This is a genomic window from Streptomyces sp. NPDC048637, from assembly GCF_040650675.1.
Lineage (GTDB): Bacteria > Actinomycetota > Actinomycetes > Streptomycetales > Streptomycetaceae > Streptomyces.
Genome location: NZ_JBEZHQ010000014.1, coordinates 142,655 through 167,524 on the forward strand (window position 1 = coordinate 142,655; position 24,870 = coordinate 167,524).

A 24,870-nucleotide genomic window follows, 5' to 3' on the forward strand; every position below is an offset into this window, starting at 1 on the left:
ACGCATGGCGTCAGGGTACCGCAGGGCGTACGGGGCCCGCGCTGAGGATTACCCCAACGCGGGCCCCGCCCCCCTGTTACCCGGTCCTCCTACCGCCGCGCCACCGGGGCACGGGCGGTGCGGGGAGGCGGTGCCACACCCCGGCGTCAGGGGCGGTAGGAGCTCACATAGCCGGCGCCCGGCGTGCCCACGCCCGTGACGTCGTCGTAGCCGACGACCGCACGCAGCGAGCTGTCCTTGCCCAGGCTGCGCAGCGAGGTCGTGGTGCCCTTGCTCGCGTCGGTGCCGTTGACGTAGTCGACGCGGACGACGGCCAGGTCACGGCCGGCACCCAGCGGGTGATCGGTGACGTCGTGGTAGGCGGCGGTGCCGTAGCGCTGGTAGATGCCGGGGTTGGCGAAGCCGATGGCCACACCGTGCCGGGCCTGCTGGGCGAGCGCCTGGACGCCCGCGATCACCGGCGCGGCCAGTGAGGTGCCGCCGATGCGGTACTCGTCATAGCCGAGTGAGCCGTCCGGCAGGGTCTGGGTCTGGCCGACCAGGAAGCCGGTGTTCGGGTCGGCGACCGCGGCGATGTCCGGGACGGAGCGCATCGCACCGCCGCCGTTCACCTTCGCGAGCCCATCCGGAACGACTCCTCGCTGGTAGAAGGGCTGCGCGACGGTCTCGCTGGTGCCACCGCCGGCGCCACCGTTGAAGGTGCCGGGGAAGCCGGTCCAGTCGTGGCCGTCCTTGGAGAGCGCCGCCTTCAGAGTGCCCCAGCCGGTCTCCCACTGGTACGCGTCGTGCTTGCCGACGGCCAGAGAGGTGCCGCCGACGGCGGTCACCCAGGCGGAGTTCGCCGGGGTGTCGACCTGCTTGGTGCCGGTGTTGGCGACCTCGTCACCGTTGTCGCCGGAGGAGAAGTAGAAGCCGATGCCCTGCACCGCGCCCTGCTGGAAGATCTGGTCGTAGGCGGCGGCCACGTCCGGGGTCTCGTTCGCCTCGATGTCGCCCCAGGAGTTGGAGACGATATCGGCGAGGTGCCCGTCGACGATCTTGCCGAGCGAGTCGAGCAGATCGTCGTCCATACAGGAGGCGCCGCCGACGTAGACGATGTCGGAGTCGGGGGCGACCGCGTGGACGGCCTCGACGTCGAGGGTCTCCTCGCCGTACCAGCCGGCCGCGCCGCACTCCTTGAGGTGCGTGTAGTTCTCGGGGAGGACCTGGGAGAGCTGGCCCCGGCGGTAGCGGGGGTCGCCGTTGCGGGCCGCGTACGTGTCCGCGTCCCGGGCGATGGTCGGCGAGGCGTAGGCGTCGGTGATCGCGACGGTGACGTTCTTGCCGGTCCACTTCTTCGCCCCGTAGGCGGCGCGGAGCTGCTTGCCGGTGTAGCCCCTGACCGCGTACGGCGCCTTGCTCCCGTAGGCGGACGGCAGCTTCGTGCCGGTCCTGGAGCCGTAGTACGAGGAGAACGGTCCGGAGTTACGGAAGACGCCTTCCGGCGGCGGCAGTTCGCTGGAGTGGTGCTTGGCCGGCCGCGGCGCGTTGTCCAGGCCGGTGACCGTCAGCACCGCGCCGGCCAGGGCGGCGGGCGCGGAGGCGGCGGTCGACGGGGCGTGGTAAGTATGCCCGTTCTTGCGGTAGTTGTGCAGGTCGGTGGCGAAGGCGCGCTCGGCGGCGGCCGCGTCGCCCTTGACCGTCAGATACCGGTTGGTGGTGCCGGTGACCGTCAGGCCGGACTCCTTCAGCCAGTCGGTCACCTTGGCTATCTGGTCGTGCGTGGCGCCGTAGCGGGCGCGCACCTGGGCGGGGCTCAGATACTTCCCGTACGCGGCGGAGTGCGGGTCGGACACGGCCCGCGCACGGTCCGCGAGGCCCTTGGCGTCGCGGCCGGCCAGGTAGACGCGGGCGGTGACGGCCGCGGAGGCGGAGGTGGCGCCCTGGTCGGCCTGCCGGGTGGCCCACAGGGGCTTGGTGCCCTGCAGTGCGTGCCGGCCGCCGTCGTGGCCCGCGGCGTCGGCGGCCGGCGCGCCGAGCGCGAGCGCACCGGCGACCAGCGGCAGCGCCGCTGCCCAGGTCAGAGCGGCGCGCGCGGGCAGTGATCTGGTGCGGCTTGCTCTCATGTAACCCCCTGTGTGGCGATGCGGTGCGCTGTGGGGTGCCGCGCTGCGCCGGTGTGCCGGTGTGCGGCACCGCACAAGCGGTGAGTGCGTGAGAGGTGACGCTCACGCGATGCGCCACTCTTTCGATGAACCGTTCATGTCAGGGACATGCGATCGCCAAGATGAGCCCAAGGAACGGCAAGGACTGGTCAGGAATGGGCGCGGAGCGAACGATGAACTCGCCATGGCGAACACGTCGCTGACCAGATATCAGCACAACAGCGGAGGAACTCCCGCTGATTGCGGCCCCCAGGGCGCCTGGTCCGCACACGCACGACGAAGCAGGCCGCCCATTTCGGACGACCTGCTTCTTTCACTGTGGAGCTAAGGAGAATTGAACTCCTGACCTCCTGCATGCCATGCAGGCGCTCTACCAACTGAGCTATAGCCCCGTATTCTGTTTCCGCCCGGTTCCCCGCTGCGGCATCGCCTACATTACACGGACCTCCCCGGCTTCTGCCAAATCGTTCTGCCGGGGGCCCTTCGGCGCGACGCGCGGTACTGTCGGCAATCTGTGCCCGATACGTCCTGGGGAGCGTACGCCGTGACCGCGCTGGAGCTGGAGCAGTCCACCGACACCGGCGGCGCCCACCCCGGCAGGGGCCTCGTCCGCCGACACCCGACCCTCGTGGCGGCCCTCGGCTGTCTGGTCTCCTTCGCCGTCTTCTGGACCGTGCAGCGCCTTCTGCACGTGACGATGATCGACCTGATGGTCTACCGCGCCGAGGGCTTCACCGTCCGCAACGGCGAGTCCCTCTACGACATGGTGGCGACCTCGGCACACCTGCCCAACACCTACCCGCCCTTCGCGGCCCTGCTGTTCACCCCGCTCACCCTGCTCGGGGTTCCGGCGATGCGCGCCTGCGCCACCGCCGGGAACCTGCTGCTGCTCGTCGGTGTCGTCCACCTCTCGCTACGGCTGGCCGGCCGGCCCCGGCGGCTCCCCCGGCCCGCCGCGACGTTCGCGGTCTCCGCGCTGCTGGTGTGGTGCGAACCGGTCTGGACGACGCTGCGCTACGGCCAGATCAACCTGCTGATCGCCGTGCTGGTGCTGTGGGACCTGACCCGCGGGGACAACCGGCGGCTCGCGGGTATCGGCATCGGAGTCGCGGCCGGACTCAAACTGACCCCGGCGCTGTTCGCGGTATTCCTCGCGCTGGCCGGCGCCGTCCGCGCCGGCCAGCTGCTCCGCTCCGGCGCGGGGGCCCTCGCCGCCTGGAACCCCTGGCTGCGGCAGGCCGTCGTCGCCACCGCCACCTTCCTGGCCACCGCGCTCCTCTCCGCGCTCGCGCTGCCCCGCGACTCGTACCGTTTCTGGACCGAGATCGTGTACGCCACCGACCGGGTCGGCGAGGTGGAGATCACCGCGAACCAGTCGCTGCGCGGCGCCCTCGCCCGGCTGCTGCACACCCACGACCCGGGCGCCGCCTGGGTCGTGGTCGCCGGTCTGACCGGGGCCCTCGGTCTGGCACTGGCGGTCGGGTGCCTGCTGCGCGGACAGCGCGCCTGGGCGGCCGTCGCCTGCGCGGCGACCGCGCTCCTGGTCAGCCCGATCTCCTGGTCCCACCACTGGGTGTGGTGCGTACCGATGCTGATCCTGCTCGGCTCCGAGGCGCTGCACCGGACGGGCACCGCGGCCCGCCGCTGGCGGATGACGACCGGCGCGCTGGGGCTGCTCTTCTGCTCGTTCGCGCTGTGGTGGGTGCCGCACCGCTGGCACCACCACGAGGAACTGCACCAGAACGGCGTGCAGATGCTGCTCTCCGGCAGCTATCCGCTCGCCGGTCTCGCGCTGCTGGCACTGGCGGGGGCCCGGCTGTGGCGGCTCAGGGGGCGGTCGGGGCAAGGCGATGCACGTCTGTCCGCCGACGCCAACGCCAATGTCAACGCCAACGCCGGCAGGGGCAGCGGCAGCTGAACCGTGCGCCCGCGCTGCGGAAGGGGGCGGTGACCGTCTCATGTCCGGCACAACGCCCCTTGTCCCGGCGGCAGTTCCGCGTGACCGGAACCGTCCGGAACTGCCCCGAGCTGCCCGAAGCTGCCTGAAACGGCGTCAAGGAGGGGACCCACTCCTTCAGTGGCACCTTGGGGAGGGCGGCCCACTCAGGCCGTGGCGAACGAGTAGAAGCGCTTCAGTGTGCAGTGCTCGTCCAGCAGTCGCCCGTAGATCGGCTCCCCGTCGAGCTCCCGGTAGGTCTCGATGGGGTCGCCTTTTATGACCAGGGCGCGGGCGCATTCCTCGCACCAGTACTGGTAGTCCGTGTTGACGGGTTCCATGTCCCGGACGATCGGCGTACCGCTGCCGCACCAGTCACATTTCCTGCTGTGGGCGCCCATCCATCAGCTCCAACTGTGGCCGCAGGCCGTACAAACGAAGGAAATGCCCCCGTTGTCGCCCAGCACCTGTGCGACATGGGAGGAGCCGCACGACGGGCACTGCAGAGCAGTACCGTCGCCGCTGCGTACGGAGGCGGGGCCGTCAACGGGGCAGGTGAAACGGAGCGCGTATTCCGGCAGCCAGTCATCGCTCTGCGCCTCGGCCACGTCGAGCAGGTCGTTGACCTCCTCGAGGATGCTCGTGGGCATCGCGATCTCTCCTCCCCTGCCGGCGCCGTCCGATTCTGCCACGGTCTGCGGGCCGGGTCAGGCTCGCCTTCGCGCCACCCTGGCTGGCGGCGGCACCGCCCGCGCGGAACACCCGACCGCACAGCGGCCCCGCGGAACGCAGAGATCCCGCCTCCATGAGGAGACGGGATCATCCGGGTTGTGGAGCTAAGGAGAATTGAACTCCTGACCTCCTGCATGCCATGCAGGCGCTCTACCAACTGAGCTATAGCCCCGGGTCTTGTTCCGCTCCCCCGGGTTTCCCCCGGCGGCGCCGCGAACAAGAAGAACTTTAGCCTGCGACCTGCCCGGATGTGAAATCCGGTCGGCCGGGGCCGCCCGGCGGGCTCAGTCGTCGTCGCCGAGCACCGGCTCCGGCAGGGTGCCGGCGTTGTGTTCCATCAGGCGCCAGCCGCGCGCGCCCTCGCCCAGCACGGACCAGCAGCAGTTCGACAGACCGCCCAGGCCCTCCCAGTGGTGGGCCTCCAGGCCGAGCAGCCGCCCGATGGTGGTGCGGATCGTGCCGCCGTGGCTGACCACGACCAGGGTGCCGTTCCCGGGAAGCTTGTCGGCGTGGTTGAGGACGACGGGGGCGGCCCGGTCGGCGACCTCGGTCTCCAGCTCGCCGCCGCCGCGGCGCACCGGCTCACCGCGCTTCCAGGCGGTGTACTGCTCGCCGTACTGCGCGAGGATCTCGTCGTGCGTCAGCCCCTGCCAGGAGCCCGCGTAGGTCTCCCGCAGGGCCGCGTCATGCGTCACCTCCAGCCGGGTCAGCTCGGCCAGCTCGCGCGCCGTCGCCGCGGCCCGCTGCAGGTCGGAGGCGATGATGGCGTCCGGCCTGAGGGCGGCGAGCAGCCGGGCGGCGCGCCGCGCCTGGCCGACGCCCGCCTCGGTCAGCTCGATGTCCGTCGACCCCTGGAAGCGGCGCTCCAGATTCCAGGCGGTCTGGCCGTGGCGCCAGAGGACGATGCGGCGGCCCTGGCCGCTCTTGGTGCCGTTCAGAGCAGCTCACCGTCCTGTTCGCCCGCCGTGGCGTCGGCGTGCGCCGCTGCCTTGCCGCGGGTGGCCTTGGCCTCCTCGGGGAGGTCGATCTCGGGGCAGTCCTTCCACAGGCGCTCGAGCGCGTAGAAGACACGCTCCTCGCTGTGCTGGACGTGCACCACGATGTCGACGTAGTCGAGCAGCACCCAGCGGGCCTCGCGGTCGCCCTCGCGGCGGACCGGCTTGGCACCGAGGTCCTTGTTGAGCCGTTCCTCGATCTCGTCGACGATCGACTTGACCTGGCGGTCGCTGGGCGCCGAGGCCAGCAGGAAGGCGTCGGTGATCGAGAGGACGTCACTGACGTCGTACGCGATGATGTCGTGCGCGAGCTTGTCGGCTGCGGCCTGGGCGGCGGCGTTGATGAGCTCGATGGAGCGGTCCGTGGCGGTCACAAGCGGCTTTCCGGTTCGAGGGCAGCCTCTCCGGCCGGGCAGGGCGCTGGCTCGCGGCGGAGCCGCGGCGCGCGCCGCAGTCCCCATGGGCAACCGGATCGGCGGTCAGGTACTCCTCAAGGGTCTCACGGACCACCGACACTCCCGGCTGTGTTTTCGAACCCACCAGTCGGTTCCGGCGTCCGGGCTGGTCAGCGCCGGGGCCGGGGCTGCCGGGCCCCACCGGTCACCACCGGAGGGGCCTGGCGCGTCCGGCCCGTCAGCCCTTGTAGTCCCGCCCCAGCAGCACGGTGATGTCGGCGTTCGAGGCGCCCTTGCCCTGCCTGACCGCGCCCGCCGGCAGCCCCAGTGTCCTGGCGACCTCCGCGGCCTTGGCCTTCTGGGCGGCGTCCGCGTAGGTGATCCGGGACGCGGCGGCGGCCGCGCCGGCGGTGCCGTCGTCGACGAAGCTGTAGCCGCCGTTGAGCAGCGCGACCTGAGCCTTGCCGGTGGCGGCCTTGGTGCCGGTGGCGTTCCGGACCGCGACCCGGGCGGTCCCGTCGGGGGCGGTCTTCTTGACCGTGCCGCCGAGCACATCCTTGACCACACTTGCCGAGGTGGTCTGGCTGAGCGTCCCGTTCGCCTGTACGGGCAGCAGGGCGGTGCGGTACGCGCCGGTCTTCACCAGCTCCGCCCGCTGCGCCAGCGAGCTGCCCAGCTGGGCCTCGGTGAGCGGCGGGTCGAGCACCTGGAGCAGCGCCTTCACGGTGGCGGTGGCGCCGTCGGAGTCGCTGGAGACCTTCTTCAAGGTCGCCTGCATGACCTGTCCGAACCGCTGCAGCTGCTTGGTCTGGGGCTCGCCCGGCGCCAGGTGGGTGGCGTAGGCGACGGCGGCCTGGCCGTTGAGGTCCTGGGCGCTGCCCTGTTTGACGACCGGGGAGGCGCCCTTCTTGGCGCCGGGGACGGTGGCGTCGGTGTCGAGGGTGATCCCGCCGACCGTCTCGACGAGGTTCTCCAGGTACGGGGTGTCCAGCCGCCAGCTGGCCTTGAGGTCGGCGCCCAGGAGGCTGTTGAGGGAGTCCCTGGTCGGCTCGGTGCCCTCGTCCTTGACGGACTTGCCGAGGGTTGTGGTCGTGCCGTCGTCCCTGGAGACGAGAAGGCTGTTGGGCAGGAGGACGGTGGTGCCCTTGTGGGTGGTCTCGTTGTCCACCAGCAGCGCCGTCGAGCTGTTCCCGGTCTTGGTGTCCCGCAGATGGACGACGAGGACATCGCGCTTCTGCCCGGCGCCCGCGGCCGCCTCGCCGCTGTCCGGCCCGGCGACTCCCGGCAGTTTGCCCGCCCACCACAGATAGCCGACACCGCCGGCGACCAGCAGGGCCAGCACGACGGACAGCGCGATGATCCGGCTGCGGCCGCGCCGCTTGGCCTCCTCGCGCCGCTCGGTGCGGCTCTCGGTGAACTTCAGCCAGTCGATGACGTCTTCGGAGTCCTCGTCCGGCTCCTCGATGAAGGAGAACTGCTCGGTGCGGTACTCGGGGTCGTCGGCGGAGAGCCCGGTGGGGCCGCTCGCGGCGTCCGGCCCTGCGGTGTCGTCCGCCGGGGCGCGGCGCTGCGCCGGCGGCCGGGGCGGCCCGTCCTGGCGCTGCGGGACGGGCTCCTCGTAGCGGGGCTGCTCGTAGGGGGACTGCTGGGCCTGCTGCGGGATCCACTCCTGCTGGTGCGACGGCTGCTGCTCGGGAGCGCCGTACGGGTCGTACTGCTGCGGATAGCCGGGCTGGGCCTGCACCTGCTGGCGGCCGTAGGCGTCGTAGCCGTACTCCGGCTGCGCCTGGTACGGCTGGTGACCGCCCTGGTACCCCTGTGCGACCTGACCGCCGCCCTGTTGGCCGCCGTACGGGTCGTAGCCCTCATAGGCGGACGGGGCGGCCTGCTGCCCGTACGCGTCGTAGTGCTGCTCGTACGACGGCTGTGCGGCGTCGTGGTACACCGGCTGCCCGTAGGCGTCATAGGTGTAGCCCGGCTGCCCCGGCTGCTCCTGGGCATACGGGTCGTGGGCATACGGGTCCTGCGGCCCGTACGGATCCTGTCGGTCGCTCACCGGTGCCCCTTTCCGTCAGCCCCGTCAGCGGTCGTTGCGGTACAGCTCTTTTTTGTCGATGTAGCGCACCACACCGTCCGGCACCAGGTACCAGACCGGATCCCCCTGGGCGACGCGCGCCCGGCAGTCGGTCGAGGAGATGGCCAGCGCCGGCACCTCGACCAAGGACACCGCCCCCGCGGGCAGCCCGGGGTCCGCGAGGACATGGCCGGGCCTGGTCACCCCGATGAAGTGGGCGAGCGAGACCAGCTCCGCGGCATCGTGCCAGGTCAGGATCTGGCTGAGCGCGTCGGCGCCGGTGATGAAGAACAGATCCGCGTCACGGTGCTCCTCGCGCAGATCACGCAGCGTGTCTATCGTGTACGTCTTGCCGCCGCGGTCGATATCGATCCGGCTGACGGAGAACTGCGGGTTCGACGCGGTCGCGATGACCGTCATCAGATACCGGTCCTCGGCCGGGGACACCGTCTTGTGGCTCTTCTGCCACGGCTGTCCCGTCGGCACGAAGATGACCTCGTCGAGGTGGAACTGGCTGGCCACCTCGCTGGCGGCGACCAGGTGTCCGTGGTGGATCGGGTCGAACGTCCCGCCCATCACTCCGAGTCGCCGCTTCACGGGCCCTGTGTGCTCTCCCATGCGTGCAGACCCTACTGGGCGGCGCGCGATGCCGGGGGCCGGGTGCCGGGGCTCAGCGGTCCCGGTTGAAACGGGTGGTGATCCAGAGCAGGAGGAGCAGGATAAAAAGGGCGCCGCCGCCGGTCACGAAGGGGCTGAGGCTGGCGTGACCGCCCTCGTGTCCGGGTTCGGCGGCGAGGGTGGCCAGGGACTGTGCGGTGGTGTGCAGGCTCATCGTCGGCAGGACCAATCCGGGCTGGGGCGGGCAGAGACTTCCACCACATCGTAAGCGTCGGCTCACCACGGGCCCACGGCGACTCCGCCCGGACCCGCCCCGGGGCGGCCGACGGAGGGTCAGTCCTGGCCGTAGCCGCGCAGCAGGAACCAGGCGAGCAGTGCGGCACCGACGACGCCACCGATGATCACGGCGCGCAGGATCCATCCGGGTCCGGCGTCCCTGGCGGTCTCCTGGGCTGCGGCGAGCAGCACACTCTGATACGGCACGACGGTGCGCTCCCTCTGATACGGCCCATACGGCCATGTGTACGGGCCGGGGCAGGTATTGGTGCGATCGCCAGCGTACGCCCGAGCATCCATTCGCTTGTCAGTGGCGTCCTCTACTCTGAACACACGCAGTCGAACAGGGGGAGGCCCCAATGACGGAGAGCCCAGACGGCAGCGCGAACGTACCGAGCCGGGACCGGCGGCGATTCCCCGGAATCTCGTCGCGGTCGTACGAGCACCCGGCGGATCGCTCGGCGCTGGTGGCGTTGCGCAAGCTGAGCGGGTTCGACACCGTCTTCAAGACGCTCAGCGGCTTGTTGCCGGAGCGCAGCCTGCGGCTGCTGTTCCTGTCGGACTCGGTGCGGGTGAGCGACCAGCAGTTCGCGCACCTCAACGACATGCTGCGCGATGCCTGCTACATCCTGGACCTGGAGAAGGTCCCGCCGATGTATGTGAATCAGGACCCGCAGCCCAATGCCATGTGCATCGGTCTCGACGAGCCGATCATCGTGGTGACGACCGGCCTGGTCGAGCTGCTGGACGAGGAGGAGATGCGGGCGGTCGTCGGCCACGAGGTCGGGCACGCGCTGTCCGGGCACGCCGTTTACCGCACGATTCTGCTGTTCCTGACGAATCTGGCGATGAAGGTCGCCTGGATCCCGCTGGGCAATGTCGCGATCATGGCGATCGTGACGGCGCTGCGCGAGTGGTTCCGCAAGTCGGAGCTGTCGGCCGACCGTGCCGGGCTGCTGGTCGGGCAGGATCTGCAGGCCTCGATGCGCGGTCTGATGAAGCTGGCCGGCGGCAATCATCTGCACGAGATGAATGTCGACGCCTTCCTCAAGCAGGCGGACGAGTACGAGTCCGGCGGCGATCTGCGCGACTCCGTGCTGAAGATCCTCAACCTGCTGCCGCGCAGCCACCCGTTCACGACCGTGCGGGCGGCCGAGCTCAAGAAGTGGGCGGCCAGCCGCGACTACCAGCGGATCATGGACGGCCACTACCCGCGCCGGGACGAGGACAAGGAAACCTCGGTCTCCGACTCGTTCCGGGACTCCGCCGCCCACTACGCCGACTCGATGCGCAACAGCAAGGACCCGCTGATGGGTCTGGTGCGCGATATCGCGGGCGGCGCGGGCGACTTGGGCGGCAAGCTGCGCGACACGGTCTTCCGTGGCGGGACACGTCCCGACGGCTCGGGCGGCGCCAACGGGAGCGGTGGAGCGAGCGGCTCGGACGGCTCCTAGGGCGTGTCCGCCTAGCGCATCGGACGGCTCGGCTTCGGCTGGGCGGAGGGCGCCAGCTCACCGCAGACGGAGGGGTTGGCGCGGTCCCTGGCGTAGGGGTCGGTGCCCGTGGGCCGGTCGTGGCCGGCGTGCTGTCCCGCGAACAGCGGGCGCAGCGCGTCGGCCGGCTTCGAGGAGCAGGCCAGCGGCCCTGCCTGCAGGCTGCTCTGCAGCACCTCCAGGCGGTGGTCGCTGAGGTTGTCGCGGGTCAGCCGGAAGTGCACCTCACGACGGACGGTGACCAGCGAGGCGGCGCCCGGCGTGGGCTTGCCGGTGGCCGGGCCCGATGCGGCGTCCGGCGCGCCGGGGGCGGGCCGGACGGCATAGACGAAGGTGTAGTCGGCGGTCACATCGAGCGCGTCCGGGCTCAACTCCGCGGCGGACAGCGTGCCGTTCACCCGTACGTTCCGGTCCGCGAGCCGGGTCTGGTGCGGGTCGAAGCGGACCAGCCAACCGGTCGCGGCATCGCGGCCGTTGTCGTCGGGGTGCGCCAGGCTCCGGTCGAACTGGTCGAGTTGGCGGGTGTCGAGCAGCAGCCGCACCGGCCGTACGGAGCCGCCGGTGAGGGTGTCCGGGTCCAGCGAGGAGCGGACGATGTAGTCCTTCGCCACGGTCAGCGCGGAGACGATCTGGCCGTCGGAGAAGTGCTCGGTACGGGCGACGGCGGGCAGATTGACGCCCGCGGCGCCGATCCGGTAATGCGCCGCGGGGCTGTGTGCAAAGAGATCCTCAGGGGTCGCGCCGGGCACCTTCCCGGTCGGCGCCAGCGGCACCACCGCGGAGCGCAGCGGCTGCACCCGGACCGCCTCCGGGGCCTTGTACGGGTGCCGTACGCCCATGTAGACCGCGGTGCCGAAGGCGAGCACGATCAGCAGCACCAGCAGGATGGCCTGCCGGGAGCCGCCCAGCCGCATCCACGCATGCCGGGTCTTGACGGCCGGCGAATGGTGCTCGCCCAGCCGCTCGTCCGCGGAGAATTCCTGCAGCCGCGCAGCCCGAACGAACGATTCGTCGAAGACGACGGATCGGTATTCGTCCTCACCGCCTCCCGGGGCGCCGTTGGGCGTCCCTTCCGGAGGGTCACCAGGCCCGGTCATACAACAAGAGTAGGTCTGCCGGGGCGAACGTAAACGCCGGGACGCCGGGCAACTTCGCCGGACGATACGGTTTCAGGCGTCCGATTTGCGGGAAGTGTGCCGCGCCGTCAGTGCGGCCTGGGCACCGCCGAGAACGACGGGCGCAGGGGTTCGGCCGACGGCGGCGACGGCAGGCCGGGGCGGGCCGTACGGACGCTGTCCGTGCCCGTGACCGGGGCGTCCACCCCGCTGGAGGTGGGCGCCGGAGCCGGGTTCTGGGTCCGGCCGGCGGAGCCCCGGTAGACGGCGCTGAAGGCCAGCGCGACCAGTCCGATGCCCATCACCACGGCCAGTACCCAGGCGACCGGCCGGTGCCAGCGGGTGCTGCTGCGGTAGGGGCGCAGCGCACCGCCGTAGGGGCCGTACGGGTCATGCGGCGGATAGTCGCCGTACTCCCCGTCGTCGTACTCTCCGTAATCGGCGTAGCCGTCGTAGTCATCGGTTTCCCGGCCGCGCCGGCGGCTGCGGCGGCCGGTCTCGTCCGGGTCGTCGCCCTCGGGGCCGAAACCGTGCCCGGAGCGGGCCGCCTCGGCCTCGGCGCGTGCCTCGGCGGCGGCCAGCATCCGCTCGACCGCCGAGGGTTCATGAATCCGGGCCGACCGGACGAATTCCTCGTCGAAGACCACGGAGGCGAATTCTTCGTCCGCTTTTCCGTGGCTCCCGTGGTGGTGCTCGTCGGGCTCTTCACCGTCCGGGAACGGCTTGCCCCCCACGTCGTCCGGCACCCGTCCAGGTTAGCCCCGGCCGGTCATTTTGGGCAGGGAGAACGGGGAATCCGGGGGACGTTCAGCGGGTGTGGCCGTCGCCCGTGACGATGTACTTCGTGGACGTCAGTTCCGGCAGTCCCATGGGGCCGCGGGCGTGCAGCTTCTGCGTCGAGATACCGATCTCCGCGCCGAAGCCGAACTCGCCGCCGTCGGTGAAACGGGTGGAGGCGTTGACCGCGACGGTGGTGGAGTCCACCAACTGGGTGAAGCGGCGGGCGGCGGCCTGCGAGGTGGTGACGATGGCCTCGGTGTGACCGGAGGTCCAGCGCCGGATGTGGGCCACCGCCGCGTCCAGGTCGGGCACCACGGCGGCCGCGATGTCGTACGAGAGGTACTCCGTCGCCCAGTCCTCGTCGGTGGCGGGGGCCACCAGTCCGGGGCCCGCCTGCTGCCAGGCGGCGTCGCCGTGCACGATGACCCCGGCCTGGGTCAGCGCCTCCAGGGCGCGCGGCAGGAACTTCTCGGCGATCCCCGCGTGCACCAGCACCGTCTCCGCGGCGTTGCAGACGCTGGGCCGCTGGGCCTTGGAATTGATGAGGATGTCGACGGCCATGTCGAGGTCGGCGGCCTCGTCGATATAGACGTGGCAGTTGCCGGTGCCGGTCTCGATCACCGGGACGGTGGACTCCTCGACAACCGTACGGATCAGGGATGCGCCGCCGCGCGGGATCAGCACATCGACCAGGCCGCGGGCGCGCATCAGCTCCTTCACCGCGTCACGGCTCTCGCCGGGCACCAGCTGCACCGCGTCGGCGGGCAGTCCGGCGCTCTGGACGGCGTCGCGCAGCACCTCCACCAGGGCGCTGTTGGAGGCGTACGCGGAGGACGAGCCGCGCAGCAGCACGGCGTTGCCGGACTTCAGGCACAGGGCCGCGGCGTCCACCGTCACATTGGGCCGGGCCTCGTAGATGATCCCGATCACACCGAGCGGGACCCGGACCTGCCGCAGATCGAGGCCGTTGGGCAGGGTCGAGCCGCGCACCACCTCGCCCACCGGGTCGGGCAGCGCCACGACCTGGCGGACGTCGGCGGCGATGGCCGCGATCCGCTCGGGGGTGAGGGTGAGCCGGTCCACGATCGACTCGGCGGTGCCCGCCGCCCGCGCCTTGGCGATGTCCTGGGCGTTGGCGGTGACGATCGCGTCGGTCCGCTCCACCAGGGCGTCGGCGATGGCGAGCAGCGCTGCGTCACGGGCCGTACGCGGCAGTGGCGCCAGGACGGCGGCCGCCTCCCGCGCGCGGCGGGCGGTGTCGAGGACGGGCGAGGAGTGCGATGCGCTGCTGGTCATGGCCGCAGCCTAGCCGGGCGGCAGGTCGCGGCCACGCCGTATCTCACAGCGCGGGACGCAGACGGCCACGGGTCAGAACGGGTGGACGCCTACCGGGGAGGCCGGCGGCGGACCGTAGCCCTCCGCGAGGCGCTGGTGGTAGGTCTCGCGGTCGATGACCTCCAGGCCGACGATCTCCCACGGCGGCAGCTTGGCCGTCGAGCGGTGCTCGCCCCACAGCCGCAGGGCGACCGCCGCGGCGTCGTGCAGGTCCCGCGCCTCCTCCCAGTAGCGGATCTCGGCGTGGTCGTTGGCGTAGCGGCTGGTCAGCAGGAACGGATGGTCGTGGGCGAGCTGTTCCAGCGCCCGCCGGACCTCCTTCAGCGGGGCCTCGGCGCCCGAGACGCTGAGGGTGATGTGCCACAGCCGGGACGCCTCCCGGCGCCCGCTCTCCGGTGCGTGCTGCGCCGCCCCGTCACGCTCCGCACACGGGTCGTCCGGCCGGGCTGCGTCCTCGCCCGTTCCGACGCTGGTCAGTGCGCGTTCCGCCGTCCCTCGGGGCGGTGCCCCTGGGCGCCCTCGTCTCACCGGCGGCCTCCTGTGATGCGAATCGCTCCGCCCTCGGGGGTGCGGAGCCGTCGTACGTCGGCGGGTGCGCGTGCGCGCTGCGGGCGCCGCTCCCCTACGGCGCCCCCGCAACAAAGTTGACCAGCCCGCGGCCCGTCGCGGGGGCGTTTTCCCCAAGGTCTCCATGGAAAGGCCGGTCTTCACACCAGGCCGAAGGGGCTGTTTTCGGCCGCGGAGGGAGTCGGCCCGGGGGGACGTCCCTCAGGGGTGCAGCAGCACCAGATCGTCGCGGTGCACGACCTCCCGCTCATAGGCGGGGCCCAGCTCGCGGGCGAGATCGCGGGTCGAACGGCCCATCAAACGGGGGATTTCCCGGGCATCGAAATTGACGACACCGCGGGCGACCGCGTGGCCCTCGCCGTCCCGCAGCTCGACCGGGTCGCCGGCGGAGAAATCGCCCTCCACCGAGGCGATGCCGGCCGGCAGCAGCGAGGAGCGGCGCTCGACCACGGCCCGCACCGCCCCGTCGTCCAGGACGAGCGCCCCACGCGGTGTGGAGGCGTGCGCGAGCCACAGCAGCCGGTCGGCAGAGCGGCGGCCGGTGCGCAGGAAGTGGGTGCCGGTCGAGCTGCCGGCGAGCGCGTCCGCGGCGTGCACGGCCGAGGTCAGAACGACCGGGATACCGGCAGCGGCCGCGATCCGGGCCGCCTCGACCTTGGTGACCATGCCGCCGGTGCCGACGCCGGCCTTGCCCGCGCTGCCGATGGAGATGCCCTCCAGGTCCTTGGGCCCGTGGACCTCGGCTATCCGGGAGGTGCCGGGAGTGGCCGGATCCCCGTCGTAGAGGCCGTCCACGTCCGAGAGCAGGATCAGCAGGTCGGCACGGACGAGATGGGCGACCAGGGCCGCCAGCCGGTCGTTGTCGCCGAACCGGATCTCGTCGGTGGCGACGGTGTCGTTCTCATTGACGATCGGTACGGCGCCCATGGCCAGCAGCTGGTCGAGGGTCCGGTAGGCGTTGCGGTAGTGGGCCCGGCGGCTGGTGTCGTCGGAGGTCAGCAGGACCTGGCCGACGCGGCGGCCGTAGCGGGCGAAGGAGGCGGTGTAGCGGGCGACCAGCAGGCCCTGGCCGACGCTGGCGGCGGCCTGCTGCCGGGCCAGGTCGCGGGGGCGCTTGGCGAGCCCCAGAGGCGCCAGACCGGCCGCGATGGCGCCGGAGGAGACCAGCACGATCTCCTTGTCCTGGTGCTTGGCCAGCACATTCACCAGCGCGTCGACGCGGTCCGCGTCCAGTCCCCCCGTGGCCGTGGTCAGCGAGGACGAGCCGACCTTCACCACGATCCGGCGGGCGTCCTTCACGTCCTGCCTTGCGCCTGCCACCTGCATACCCCTGTGCTCGCCGATCCCACCGCCGTACGGGGATCACTGCTCGACCCGCACCACGGCCCTACGGGCGCAATCTACGGCAGGGCGGGACATGGGCGCTTCGTGATATCGCCTGACGGACGCCTTGTGAGACCCGACCGGGCGGTCACGACGCGCGGAAAGATCGCGCAGAATAGGGGCCGCGCATCCCGTTCGCCCCATACACCACGAGGTTTTCCTTAAGAGGAAAGCCGAGGCCAACAGGTTGCGTTCGATTGGTCCGCTTTCGCGGTGATGAGAGCCACAGCAGATTGTCACCAAGGCCAACAAGGTCATACGGTCGGGTGTCCATCGGTCCCGTTTCGCCGCTCCGGCGGCGTCGCAGCGCGGGACCCGGCCGCCCCCCTCGGCCTCCCCCTGACCTTCGTGCTGCCAGGAGCCCTCCCCCGTGCCTTCCGCCGGAATCGTCCCCCGTCGAGCCGTACAGCTCGCGGCCCTCTTCGCGATGATGGTCGCCTTCACCGCGCAGCTCCTCGGTGCGCTGCTGCCCGTCATCCCGCTGTTCATCGCCGCATCCGTGGTCAACCTGGGTCTCGACCTGGTCCTCCAGCACAAGCAGCCCGGCCTGCTCGCGGTGCTCGGCCGGATCCGGTTCGATGTCACGGTGCGCCAGTTGCTGCGCGACATGCTGATACTGGTCGGCCTGCTGCACATCGACGGCATCAACCCGCTGGAGGAGCAGGCGCCGCTCACCATCACGCTGCTCCTCTTCTACGGCACCCACTTCGTGTGCCAGGCGGTGGCGGTGCTGGTGCGCCGGACCCGCAGCCTGCCGTTCGTCACGCGCAACATCGACGCGAGCGCACTGCGGCTGTGCGACGCCCCGCCACGCATCCTCTCCCGCCAGACGGGCCGGCGCCTGCTGCGCTTCTCGGTGCCCACCACGACCGGCATGATGCTCACCGCGATCACCACCGACGCCTACTGGGGCGGCATCGGCCTGGCCGTCTCCCTGGCCCTGTCCGCCGGCGGCACGCTCTACCTGGGCACCTGGCTGCTGCCCAAGCACCGGATGGCCCGCGAGAAGCAGGCCCTGGAGTGGCTGGACAACTGGCTGGCGGAGTACCGGCCGACGGTCGGTATGTACTTCTCCGGCGGCTCCTCCTCCGCCTACCAGGCCAACATGTGGCTGAGCACGCTCTCCGACCTGGACGGCAACCCGATCATCGTGCTCCGTGAGCGCTTCATGGTGCAGAAGATCGAGGCCACCGACATCCCGATCGTGTGCATCCCCAAGGTCGCCAACCTGATGCGGCTGGAGCACTCCACGCTCAAGGTGCTGCTGCACCCGGCGAACTCCGGCAAGACCTCGCAGATCCTGCGTATCCCGTCCATCAAGCACGCCTTCATCAACCACGGTGAGAGCGACAAGCTGTCCTCCTGCAACCCGTATGCGAAGGCGTATGACGAGGTGTGGGTGGCGGGCCCGGCGGCCCGTGACCGCTACCAGCTCGCCGACATCGGTGTGGAGGACAAGGACGTCGTCGAGGTCGGCCGCCCCCAGCTGGCCCCGATCCAGGCGTACGCGGGCGCCCCGGCCGGCCGGCCGACCAGCGTGCTGTACGCCCCGACCTGGGAGGGCTGGGACGGCAACCCGGGCAACACCTCGGTGATCCTGGCGGGCGAGAACATCGTGCGTGAGCTGCTCGCCGACGAGAACGTCCGGCTGCTGTACAAGCCGCACCCGATGACCGGTTCCGTGGACCCGCGTGCGGGCGCCGCCAACACCCGCATCCAGGCGATGATCACGGAGGCGAACACCCGGCGCAGCGGGGCGCAGCCCGGCCCGGAGGCCGCTGCCGAGCTGGCCCGGTGCACCGACGCGCTGAACGCGCTGACCACCTCCGCGTTCCGCAAGAGCGCGGACGAGCTGGAGCGGATGCAGCTGCAGGGCACCCCGGAGGAGGGCCGCGCCGCCGCCGTCGCAGCGGCCGTCACCGCCTGGGAGGAGGCGTACTGGAACTCCTTCCCCGAGTGGGAGCACCGCATCATCACCACCGCCCGCCCCGGCATCTTCAGCTGCTTCAACCAGGCCGACGTGCTGATCAGCGATGTCTCCAGCGTCGTCTCCGACTACCTGACCAGCGAGAAGCCGTACGCGGTCGCCAACACCTCGGGGATGAGCGAGGACGACTTCCGGGTGAACTTCCCGACCGTGCGGGCGGCGACGATCCTCACGCCGGAGGCGGAGGGTGTGGCCGGTCTCCTCGACGCGGTCCGCAACCCGGAGCAGGACACCCTGGCCGGGGAGCGGGCCGAGCTCAAGGAGCATCTGCTGGGCCCGTCGGACCCGCCGTCGTCGGTCCGCTTCAACCAGGCCGCGCTGGCGCTGTGCGCCAAGGCCGACGAGCGGCGCGTCCGGATGGAGAACCGGCTGTCCGGTATCCCCGGTCAGCGCTCGCAGGAGGACGTGGACGCCTCCGAGACGGCCGGGGACAAGGCCAACGGCGCCTCGGACGCCACGGCCGCCGTCTGAGCCCGCAGCGGGCCGTTCACGGCCTCAGCAGCGACGACGCACACGGGGAAGGCCCCCGGGAGGATCTCCTCCCGGGGGCCTTCCCCGTTCTTCCGTGCGGCGGTCCGCCGGGCAGACCCGTCAGAAGGGCTTGAAGCCCTCGTACTCCTGGTCGGCCTCGTCCCGCGCCACGTCCCGGTCCCTGCGGCGCTGCGCGGCCGGCCGGGGCGCCTCCATGCGGTGGTCCTCCCCGCGCCGTCCCAGCATCTCGGCGCCGGCCGCCATCATCGGCTCCCAGTCGAAGACGACGGCGTTGTCCTCGGGGCCGATGGCGATGCCGTCGCCCGCGTGCGCGCCCGCCTTGCGCAGCGCGTCCTCGACACCGAGACGGTTGAGGCGGTCGGCGAGGTAGCCGACGGCCTCGTCGTTGTTGAAGTCGGTCTGCCGGACCCAGCGTTCGGGCTTCTCACCGCGCACGCGGAAGAAGTTCTCGCCCTCCTCCGTGACCGTGAAGCCGGCGTCGTCCACGGCCTGGGGCCGGATGACGATACGGGTGGATTCCTGTACGGGCCTTGCCGCGCGGGCCTTGGAGACGACGTCGGCGAGCGCGAAGGACAGCTCCTTCAGGCCCATATGGGCGACCGCGGAGACCTCGTAGACGTGGTAGCCGCGCTCTTCCAGGTCGGGGCGGATGATGTCGGCGAGGTCCTTGCCGTCCGGGACGTCGATCTTGTTGAGGACGACCATCCGGGGCCGGTTCTCCAGGCCGCCGTACTGCTTGAGCTCCTCCTCGATCATGTCGAGGTCGGAGACCGGGTCACGGTCGGCCTCCAGGGTCGCGGTGTCCAGGACGTGGACGAGCACCTCGCAGCGCTCGACATGCCGCAGGAACTCCAGGCCCAGGCCCTTGCCCTGGCTCGCGCCGGGGATCAGACCGGGGACGTCCGCGATCGTGTAGACGGTCGAACCGGCCGTCACCACACCGAGGTTGGGCACCAGGGTGGTGAAGGGGTAGTCGGCGATCTTGGGCTTGGCGGCGGAGAGCACCGAGATCAGCGAGGACTTGCCGGCGCTCGGGTAGCCGACCAGCGCAACGTCCGCGACGGTCTTGAGCTCCAGCACGATGTCGCGGGCCTCGCCGGGCACGCCGAGCAGCGCGAAACCGGGGGCCTTACGGCGGGCGGAGGCCAGCGCGGCGTTGCCGAGGCCGCCGCGGCCGCCCTGGCCGGCGACGAAGGTGGTGCCCTGGCCGACGAGGTCGGCGAGCACATTGCCCGCGCGGTCCAGGATGACGGTGCCGTCGGGGACCGGCAGGACCAGGTCCTGGCCGTTCTTGCCGGAGCGGTTGTCGCCCGCGCCCGGCTGGCCGTTGGTGGCCTTGCGGTGCGGGTGGTGGTGGTATTCGAGAAGCGTGGTGACGTCCTGGTCGACGACCAGGATCACATCACCGCCGCGGCCGCCGTTGCCGCCGTCCGGGCCGCCGAGCGGCTTGAACTTCTCCCGCATCACGGAGGCCACGCCGTGGCCTCCGTTACCCGCGGCGACGTGCAGCTCGACGCGGTCCACGAAGGTGGTCATGGTGGGGGTGCCTCCAGGTAACTACGGGTATGACGCTGTACTTGCGCGCATGTCTCTGTACTAACACGCAAGGGCGGACCGGCCTTCCCGCTCTCGCAGGAAAAGGCGGTCCGCCCCTGAGTGATGCTAATGCTGAGCTATCGCTCGGTCAGGCCGGAATTACTCGGCGACCGGAACGATGTTCACGACCTTGCGGCCACGGTGGGTGCCGAACTGCACCGCACCGGCAGCCAGGGCGAACAGGGTGTCGTCGCCGCCGCGGCCGACGCCCGTGCCCGGGTGGAAGTGGGTGCCACGCTGGCGGACCAGGATCTCACCGGCGAGGACGGCCTGACCGCCGAAGCGCTTCACGCCGAGCCGCTGAGCATTGGAATCGCGACCGTTCCGAGTGGACGATGCGCCCTTCTTGTGTGCCATGTCTCCTCAGTCCCTTACTTCGCCGGAGCGTCGATGCCAGTGATCTTCAGCGCCGTGTGGAGCTGGCGGTGGCCGATCCGCTTCTTGTAACCGGTCTTGTTCTTGTACTTCTGGATCCGGATCTTGTCGCCCTTGTGGTGGTCCACGACCTCGCCCTGGACCTTCACGCCGGCCAGGACCCACGGGTCGCTGGTAACCGAGTCACCGTCGACGACCAGCAGCGTGGAGAGCTCGACGGTGTCGCCGACCTTGCTGGTGGAAATGCGGTCAACCTCGATGACGTCGCCAACAGCAACCTTCTGCTGGCGTCCGCCGGTGCGCACGATCGCGTACACGCGGAACTCTCTTTCGCTAGGAACGGATCCTCTGATGCCAGCCGCTCACACGGGCTCGGGATGGGGCCCATGAAATCCGAGTGGACGAGCGGCCTCCCTCGGCGGACCGAGAGGTGTTTGCTCAGGGGTTTGGTGTCACAGACACCGACGGTCAAGGTTACGGGGCCTTGACCAGGGGGTCAAACCGGCCCCGGGCCGTGGACGGCCCGGGGCGCGGATGTCCCGCTCAGTCCTCCGTGGAAGCCGACACCGACGCCACTGCGGGCTGCTCGGCGGCAGCGGTCTTCTTGGCCGCCGCCTTCTTCGTCGTCGTCTTCTTCGCGGTGGTCTTCTTGGCCGTGGCCTTCTTGGCGGTGGTGGTCTTCTTCGCCGCCGTCTTCTTGGCCGTGGCCTTCTTCGCGGTGGTGGTCTTCTTCGCCGCCGCCTTCTTCGCCGTCGCCTTCTTCGCGGTCTTCTTGGCCGCGGGCTCCGTCTCCGCCCCGGCACCCTCGACGGGCTCCGCGGCCCCGGCCGGCGCCGGCTCGGTGACCGGCTCCGCCGAGGCGGCGATCACGACGGTCGCCGCGGAGTCGTCGGAGACCTCGGGCGAACCCGCCGGAGCGGTCACCTTACGGGTCGCCCGACGGCGCGGACGGGCCGGCGCGGGCTCCGCGGCCGGCGCCTCGGCGACCGGCTCCACAGTGGGCTCCGCCTCGGGCGCCGCCACCGGCTCGGCCGGCACGACGATCTCGGTGGCCTCCGCCGCCGCCTTGGGGGCACCCGCCGGAGCGGACACCTTCCGGCTCACCCGGCGGCGGCCACGGCCACGCCCGGCGGCCGCCTCGGCCTCGGCCGGGCTGCTGAACCACTCGTCGGTCCCGTCCACCGCGGGCTGCAGCTCGGCCTCCGTCACGGGGGCGGGCTCCAGCTCCGGCGCGGCACCGTCCGGGGCCGGCTCGACGGCCTCGGCCTCGTGGACATGCGGCTCGGGCTGTGCGCCCTTGCCCTTCTTCTTGCGCTTGCCACCGCCGCCGGCCACCGTCGGCTGGTCCATGTGGACGATGACGCCACGGCCGTTGCAGTGCACACACGACTCGGAGAAGGACTCCAGCAGGCCCTGGCCGACCCGCTTACGGGTCATCTGGACCAGGCCGAGCGAGGTGACCTCGGCGACCTGGTGCTTCGTCCGGTCCCGGCCCAGGCACTCCAGCAGGCGCCGCAGCACCAGGTCCCGGTTGGACTCCAGCACCATGTCGATGAAGTCGATCACGATGATGCCGCCGAGGTCGCGCAGCCGCAGCTGACGCACGATCTCCTCGGCCGCCTCCAGGTTGTTCCTGGTGACCGTCTCCTCCAGGTTGCCGCCCTGGCCGGTGAACTTGCCGGTGTTGACGTCGACCACGACCATCGCCTCGGTCCGGTCGATCACCAGTGAACCGCCGCTGGGCAGCCAGACCTTGCGGTCCAGCGCCTTCATCAGCTGCTCGTCGATGCGGTACGTCGCGAAGACATCGACGTCCGAGGTCCACTTCTGGAGCCGGTCGACGAGATCCGGGGCGACATGGGCGACATAGCCGTGGATGGTCTCCCACGCCTCGTCACCGCTGACGATGACCTTGGAGAAGTCCTCGTTGAAGATGTCGCGGACGACCCGGACGGTCATGTCGGGCTCGCCGTAGAGCAGGGTCGGCGCGTTGGAGCTGCTGCTCTTGGCCTTCTTCTGGATCTCTTCCCACTGGGCCTGCAGCCGCTGGACGTCGCGCGCCAGCTCGTCCTCGCTCGCGCCCTCCGCCGCGGTACGCACGATGACGCCCGCGTCCTCGGGGACGATCTTCTTGAGGATCTGCTTCAGCCGCGCCCGCTCGGTGTCGGGCAGCTTGCGGCTGATACCGGTCATCGAGCCCTCGGGCACATAGACCAGGTAGCGGCCGGGGAGCGAGACCTGGCTGGTGAGCCGGGCGCCCTTGTGGCCGATCGGGTCCTTGGTGACCTGCACCAGCACGGACTGGCCGGACTTCAGCGCGGTCTCGATCCGGCGCGGGCCGTTGGCCATGCCCAGCGCCTCGAAGTTGACCTCACCGGCGTACAGCACGGCGTTGCGGCCCTTGCCGATGTCGACGAAGGCGGCCTCCATCGACGGCAGGACGTTCTGCACCTTGCCGAGGTAGACATTGCCGACGTACGAGGTCGCCTGCTCCTTGTTGACGAAGTGCTCGACGAGCACGTTGTCCTCAAGGACGCCGATCTGGGTGCGCTCGCCGCTCTGGCGGACGACCATCACCCGCTCGACGGCCTCGCGGCGGGCCAGGAACTCCGCCTCGGTGATGATCGGCACCCGGCGGCGGCCCTGCTCGCGGCCTTCACGGCGGCGCTGCTTCTTGGCCTCCAGACGCGTCGACCCCTTGATCGACTGCACCTCGTCGGCGCTGGTGCTCTCGTCCTTCTTACGGGGCTCACGGACCTTGACAACCGTGCGCTCCGGGTCGTCGGCGCCGCCGGCCTCGGCCTCGGCGGGCTCACCGGTACGACGGCGGCGGCGACGGCGACGGCGGCTGCTGCTGGAGCCGCCGGCCGACGACTCCTCGGCCTCCTCCTGCGGCTCCGGCTGCCCGGCGGCCTGCTCCCCGTCCTCCTCGGACTCCGCCTCCGGGGCCTCCCGCTCGTCGGCGGCCTGCTCGTCGGCGCCCTCGGCGGACTCACCACGACGACGGCGGCGGCCACCACGGCGACGGCGGCGCGAGGGACGGTCCGCGGACTCGTCCTCGCCCTGGCCGCTCTCGGCCGGCTCGGTCTCCGGTTCGGCCGCTGCTTCGGCTTCTTCGGCCGCCGGCTCCTCGGCCGGGGCGGCGGGCACCTGCTCGGGCTCGGCCGGGGCGCCACGACGGCGACGGCGGCGCGAACCCGCGGCGGGCTGCTCCTCCACGACCGGCTCGGGGACGGTCTCCTCCTGGCGGGCCGCGGCATGTGCGGCGGCCGCGCTCTCCGGCGTCTGGAACATCGGCTCGGTGAAGACCGGCGCCTGGAAGACGGCGGTCGGGGGCCGCTGCGCACGGCGACGGCCGCGCTGCGGCGCCTCCGCCGCGGGCTCCTCCTCGGTACGGGGTGCCTCGGCGGCCGGCTCCGCGGCACGCTCACCACGGCGGCGGGCCCGGCGGCGGGGCGCCTCGGCGGTCTCGGCCTCGGCGGCCGGGGCCTCCTCGGGCTCCGCTGCCGCGGGCTCCTCGGCCTGCTCGGCGGCCTGCGGCGCATCCGAGGGGGCGGTGGTCTTACGGGTGGCCCGGCGACGCGTCCGGGCGGGCTTGGCGTCCTCGGCGGGCGCGGGGGCCGCTTCCTCGGCGGCGGGGGCGGCCGGGGCGCTCTCGGCCGGGGCGGCAGGGGCATGCTCGGCCGGGGCGGCGGCCTCGTCGGCGGCGCTCGCCTGGGGGGCGCCGGCCGGAGCGGTGACCTTACGGGTGGCCCGGCGGCGGGTGCGGCGCGGTGCCGCCTCCGCGCTCTCCTCGGCGGCCGGAGTGACGTCCGCGGCGGCCTCGGCGGGCTGCGCGACGGGCGCGGGCGCCTCGGCGGCCACCGGCTCCGGGGCGGCATCGGTCTGCGGGGCGCCGACCGGGGCGGTCACCTTGCGGGTCGCCCGGCGACGGGTACGGCGCGGTGCCGTCTCCTCGTCCTGCGGCGCCTCGGCGGGCGTCTCGACGGCGGCCGGGGCGGGCGTCTCGGCGGCGGCGGGGGCCTCGGCGGTCCCGGCCTCGGCGACCGGGGCCTCGGCCGGCTCGCCGGCACCCGACTGCGGGGCGCCGGCCGGGGAGGTGACCTTGCGGGTCGCACGGCGGCGGGCACGGGCCGGCTTGGCCTCGTCGCCGGTGGTCACCGCGGATGCGGTGGTCTCCTCGTCGAGGGCCGGATCAGCCACGGGCTCGGCAGTGGTCTCGGTGCTCACCACCGCGGCTTCGGCGGCACCGGCCACCGGCGGACCGGCCGGCCGGGATGCCGCTCGGCGCCGTCGGCGCGGGGGCAGCGTGTCACTGGGTGAGTGGTTGTCGTCGGCCCCCCGGTCCTGGGAATTCGTGGATCGGGTGGGCTCAATGGGCTCGAGCATGCGGGCGGTTCTCCCGTCACGCTCCCGGGCGCCGCGCCTGATTCCGGTCGCGGTCCGCGTGATGAGCGCGGTCCCGCTGTCCGGGGCGTGGGCGCCGCACGGGAGCTGTCGTCTCGCTCGTCGGCCCCCGTAGGGCGGGACCGGCGAAAGTCTCCTGGTCAGTGCGTCTGCCGGACCGGGGTGGCTCC

The 24,870-nt window shown here is 71.6% G+C and carries 21 protein-coding genes and 2 tRNA genes; 3 read left to right on the plus strand and 20 right to left on the minus strand.

Translation table 11 applies throughout. From position 1 onward, the window contains the following. Positions 1-146: 146 nt before the first annotated feature. Both AB0C46_RS19765 and AB0C46_RS19770 read right to left on the minus strand, forming a co-directional pair. A complete protein-coding gene (locus AB0C46_RS19765; RefSeq protein WP_362829149.1) occupies positions 147-2,105 on the minus strand; it encodes a S53 family peptidase in 1,959 nt (652 codons plus the stop codon). Between the two features lie 358 nt (positions 2,106-2,463). Then, positions 2,464-2,536, minus strand: a tRNA-Ala gene (locus AB0C46_RS19770). 152 nt (positions 2,537-2,688) lie between these two features. Here AB0C46_RS19770 and AB0C46_RS19775 point away from each other — a divergent pair. Further along, the gene (locus AB0C46_RS19775; RefSeq protein ID WP_362829150.1) at positions 2,689-4,062 is read left to right on the plus strand and encodes a glycosyltransferase 87 family protein; all 1,374 of its coding nucleotides are present in this window, start codon (positions 2,689-2,691) and stop codon (positions 4,060-4,062) included. A 185-nt stretch (positions 4,063-4,247) separates the two neighbouring features. On the opposite strand, the gene AB0C46_RS19780 is transcribed toward AB0C46_RS19775, so the two are convergent. The 9 genes from AB0C46_RS19780 to AB0C46_RS19820 all read right to left on the minus strand — a co-directional run bounded on the left by AB0C46_RS19780 (position 4,248) and on the right by AB0C46_RS19820 (position 9,377). Next, positions 4,248-4,481 carry a hypothetical protein gene (locus AB0C46_RS19780; RefSeq protein ID WP_030413843.1) on the minus strand — a complete coding sequence of 78 codons (234 nt, stop codon included), beginning with the start codon at positions 4,479-4,481 and terminating at the stop codon, positions 4,248-4,250. A gap of 3 nt (positions 4,482-4,484) precedes the next feature. Beyond that, the gene (locus tag AB0C46_RS19785) at positions 4,485-4,730 is read right to left on the minus strand and encodes a hypothetical protein (protein WP_362829191.1); all 246 of its coding nucleotides are present in this window, start codon (positions 4,728-4,730) and stop codon (positions 4,485-4,487) included. A gap of 181 nt (positions 4,731-4,911) precedes the next feature. Continuing rightward, positions 4,912-4,984, minus strand: a tRNA-Ala gene (locus tag AB0C46_RS19790). 112 nt (positions 4,985-5,096) lie between these two features. Beyond that, entirely contained in the window at positions 5,097-5,750 is a 654-nt protein-coding gene (locus AB0C46_RS19795) for a histidine phosphatase family protein (protein ID WP_362829188.1), read from the minus strand. Beyond that, positions 5,747-6,181, minus strand: coding sequence for a ribosome silencing factor (rsfS, locus tag AB0C46_RS19800; RefSeq protein ID WP_168479090.1), 435 nt, complete (start codon positions 6,179-6,181; stop codon positions 5,747-5,749). The genes AB0C46_RS19795 and rsfS overlap by 4 nt, the downstream gene beginning before the upstream one ends. Before the next feature lie 259 nt (positions 6,182-6,440). Further along, positions 6,441-8,258 (minus strand): LytR C-terminal domain-containing protein, encoded by a 1,818-nt coding sequence (locus AB0C46_RS19805; RefSeq protein WP_362829151.1) that lies wholly within the window; start codon positions 8,256-8,258, stop codon positions 6,441-6,443. Positions 8,259-8,282: 24 nt separating this feature from the next. After that, complete coding sequence (gene nadD / locus AB0C46_RS19810) at positions 8,283-8,894, minus strand: nicotinate-nucleotide adenylyltransferase (protein ID WP_362829152.1); 612 nt, start codon at positions 8,892-8,894, stop codon at positions 8,283-8,285. Positions 8,895-8,946: 52 nt separating this feature from the next. Then, entirely contained in the window at positions 8,947-9,108 is a 162-nt protein-coding gene (locus AB0C46_RS19815; protein ID WP_018088238.1) for a hypothetical protein, read from the minus strand. Between the two features lie 119 nt (positions 9,109-9,227). After that, the gene (locus AB0C46_RS19820; RefSeq protein WP_362829153.1) at positions 9,228-9,377 is read right to left on the minus strand and encodes a hypothetical protein; all 150 of its coding nucleotides are present in this window, start codon (positions 9,375-9,377) and stop codon (positions 9,228-9,230) included. Positions 9,378-9,529: 152 nt separating this feature from the next. Between AB0C46_RS19820 and AB0C46_RS19825 the strand changes: the two genes are divergently transcribed. After that, positions 9,530-10,624, plus strand: coding sequence for a M48 family metallopeptidase (locus AB0C46_RS19825; RefSeq protein WP_362829154.1), 1,095 nt, complete (start codon positions 9,530-9,532; stop codon positions 10,622-10,624). An 11-nt stretch (positions 10,625-10,635) separates the two neighbouring features. On the opposite strand, the gene AB0C46_RS19830 is transcribed toward AB0C46_RS19825, so the two are convergent. The 5 genes from AB0C46_RS19830 to proB all read right to left on the minus strand — a co-directional run bounded on the left by AB0C46_RS19830 (position 10,636) and on the right by proB (position 15,780). Further along, entirely contained in the window at positions 10,636-11,760 is a 1,125-nt protein-coding gene (locus AB0C46_RS19830; protein WP_362829155.1) for a hypothetical protein, read from the minus strand. 107 nt (positions 11,761-11,867) lie between these two features. Further along, on the minus strand, positions 11,868-12,524 hold the full coding sequence (locus tag AB0C46_RS19835; RefSeq protein ID WP_362829156.1) for a hypothetical protein: 657 nt from the start codon (positions 12,522-12,524) through the stop codon (positions 11,868-11,870). Positions 12,525-12,585: 61 nt separating this feature from the next. Beyond that, positions 12,586-13,854, minus strand: a complete 1,269-nt coding sequence (locus AB0C46_RS19840; RefSeq protein ID WP_362829157.1) for a glutamate-5-semialdehyde dehydrogenase — start codon at positions 13,852-13,854, stop codon at positions 12,586-12,588. 72 nt (positions 13,855-13,926) lie between these two features. Then, positions 13,927-14,421, minus strand: a complete 495-nt coding sequence (locus AB0C46_RS19845; RefSeq protein WP_362829158.1) for a hypothetical protein — start codon at positions 14,419-14,421, stop codon at positions 13,927-13,929. A gap of 240 nt (positions 14,422-14,661) precedes the next feature. Further along, positions 14,662-15,780, minus strand: coding sequence for a glutamate 5-kinase (gene proB / locus AB0C46_RS19850; RefSeq protein WP_362829159.1), 1,119 nt, complete (start codon positions 15,778-15,780; stop codon positions 14,662-14,664). A gap of 433 nt (positions 15,781-16,213) precedes the next feature. Between proB and AB0C46_RS19855 the strand changes: the two genes are divergently transcribed. Further along, positions 16,214-18,301, plus strand: coding sequence for a hypothetical protein (locus AB0C46_RS19855; RefSeq protein ID WP_362829161.1), 2,088 nt, complete (start codon positions 16,214-16,216; stop codon positions 18,299-18,301). A gap of 120 nt (positions 18,302-18,421) precedes the next feature. Here the strand turns inward: AB0C46_RS19855 and obgE are convergent, their stop codons facing one another. The 4 genes from obgE to AB0C46_RS19875 all read right to left on the minus strand — a co-directional run bounded on the left by obgE (position 18,422) and on the right by AB0C46_RS19875 (position 24,682). Continuing rightward, positions 18,422-19,858, minus strand: coding sequence for a GTPase ObgE (gene obgE, locus AB0C46_RS19860; protein ID WP_362829163.1), 1,437 nt, complete (start codon positions 19,856-19,858; stop codon positions 18,422-18,424). Positions 19,859-20,017: 159 nt separating this feature from the next. Then, positions 20,018-20,275 (minus strand): 50S ribosomal protein L27, encoded by a 258-nt coding sequence (gene rpmA / locus AB0C46_RS19865; protein WP_018088248.1) that lies wholly within the window; start codon positions 20,273-20,275, stop codon positions 20,018-20,020. A gap of 14 nt (positions 20,276-20,289) precedes the next feature. After that, positions 20,290-20,610: a 50S ribosomal protein L21 gene (rplU, locus tag AB0C46_RS19870; protein ID WP_006605648.1), complete on the minus strand. Its 321-nt coding sequence runs from the start codon at positions 20,608-20,610 to the stop codon at positions 20,290-20,292. Between the two features lie 226 nt (positions 20,611-20,836). Next, the gene (locus tag AB0C46_RS19875; RefSeq protein ID WP_362829165.1) at positions 20,837-24,682 is read right to left on the minus strand and encodes an Rne/Rng family ribonuclease; all 3,846 of its coding nucleotides are present in this window, start codon (positions 24,680-24,682) and stop codon (positions 20,837-20,839) included. Positions 24,683-24,870: the final 188 nt, after the last annotated feature.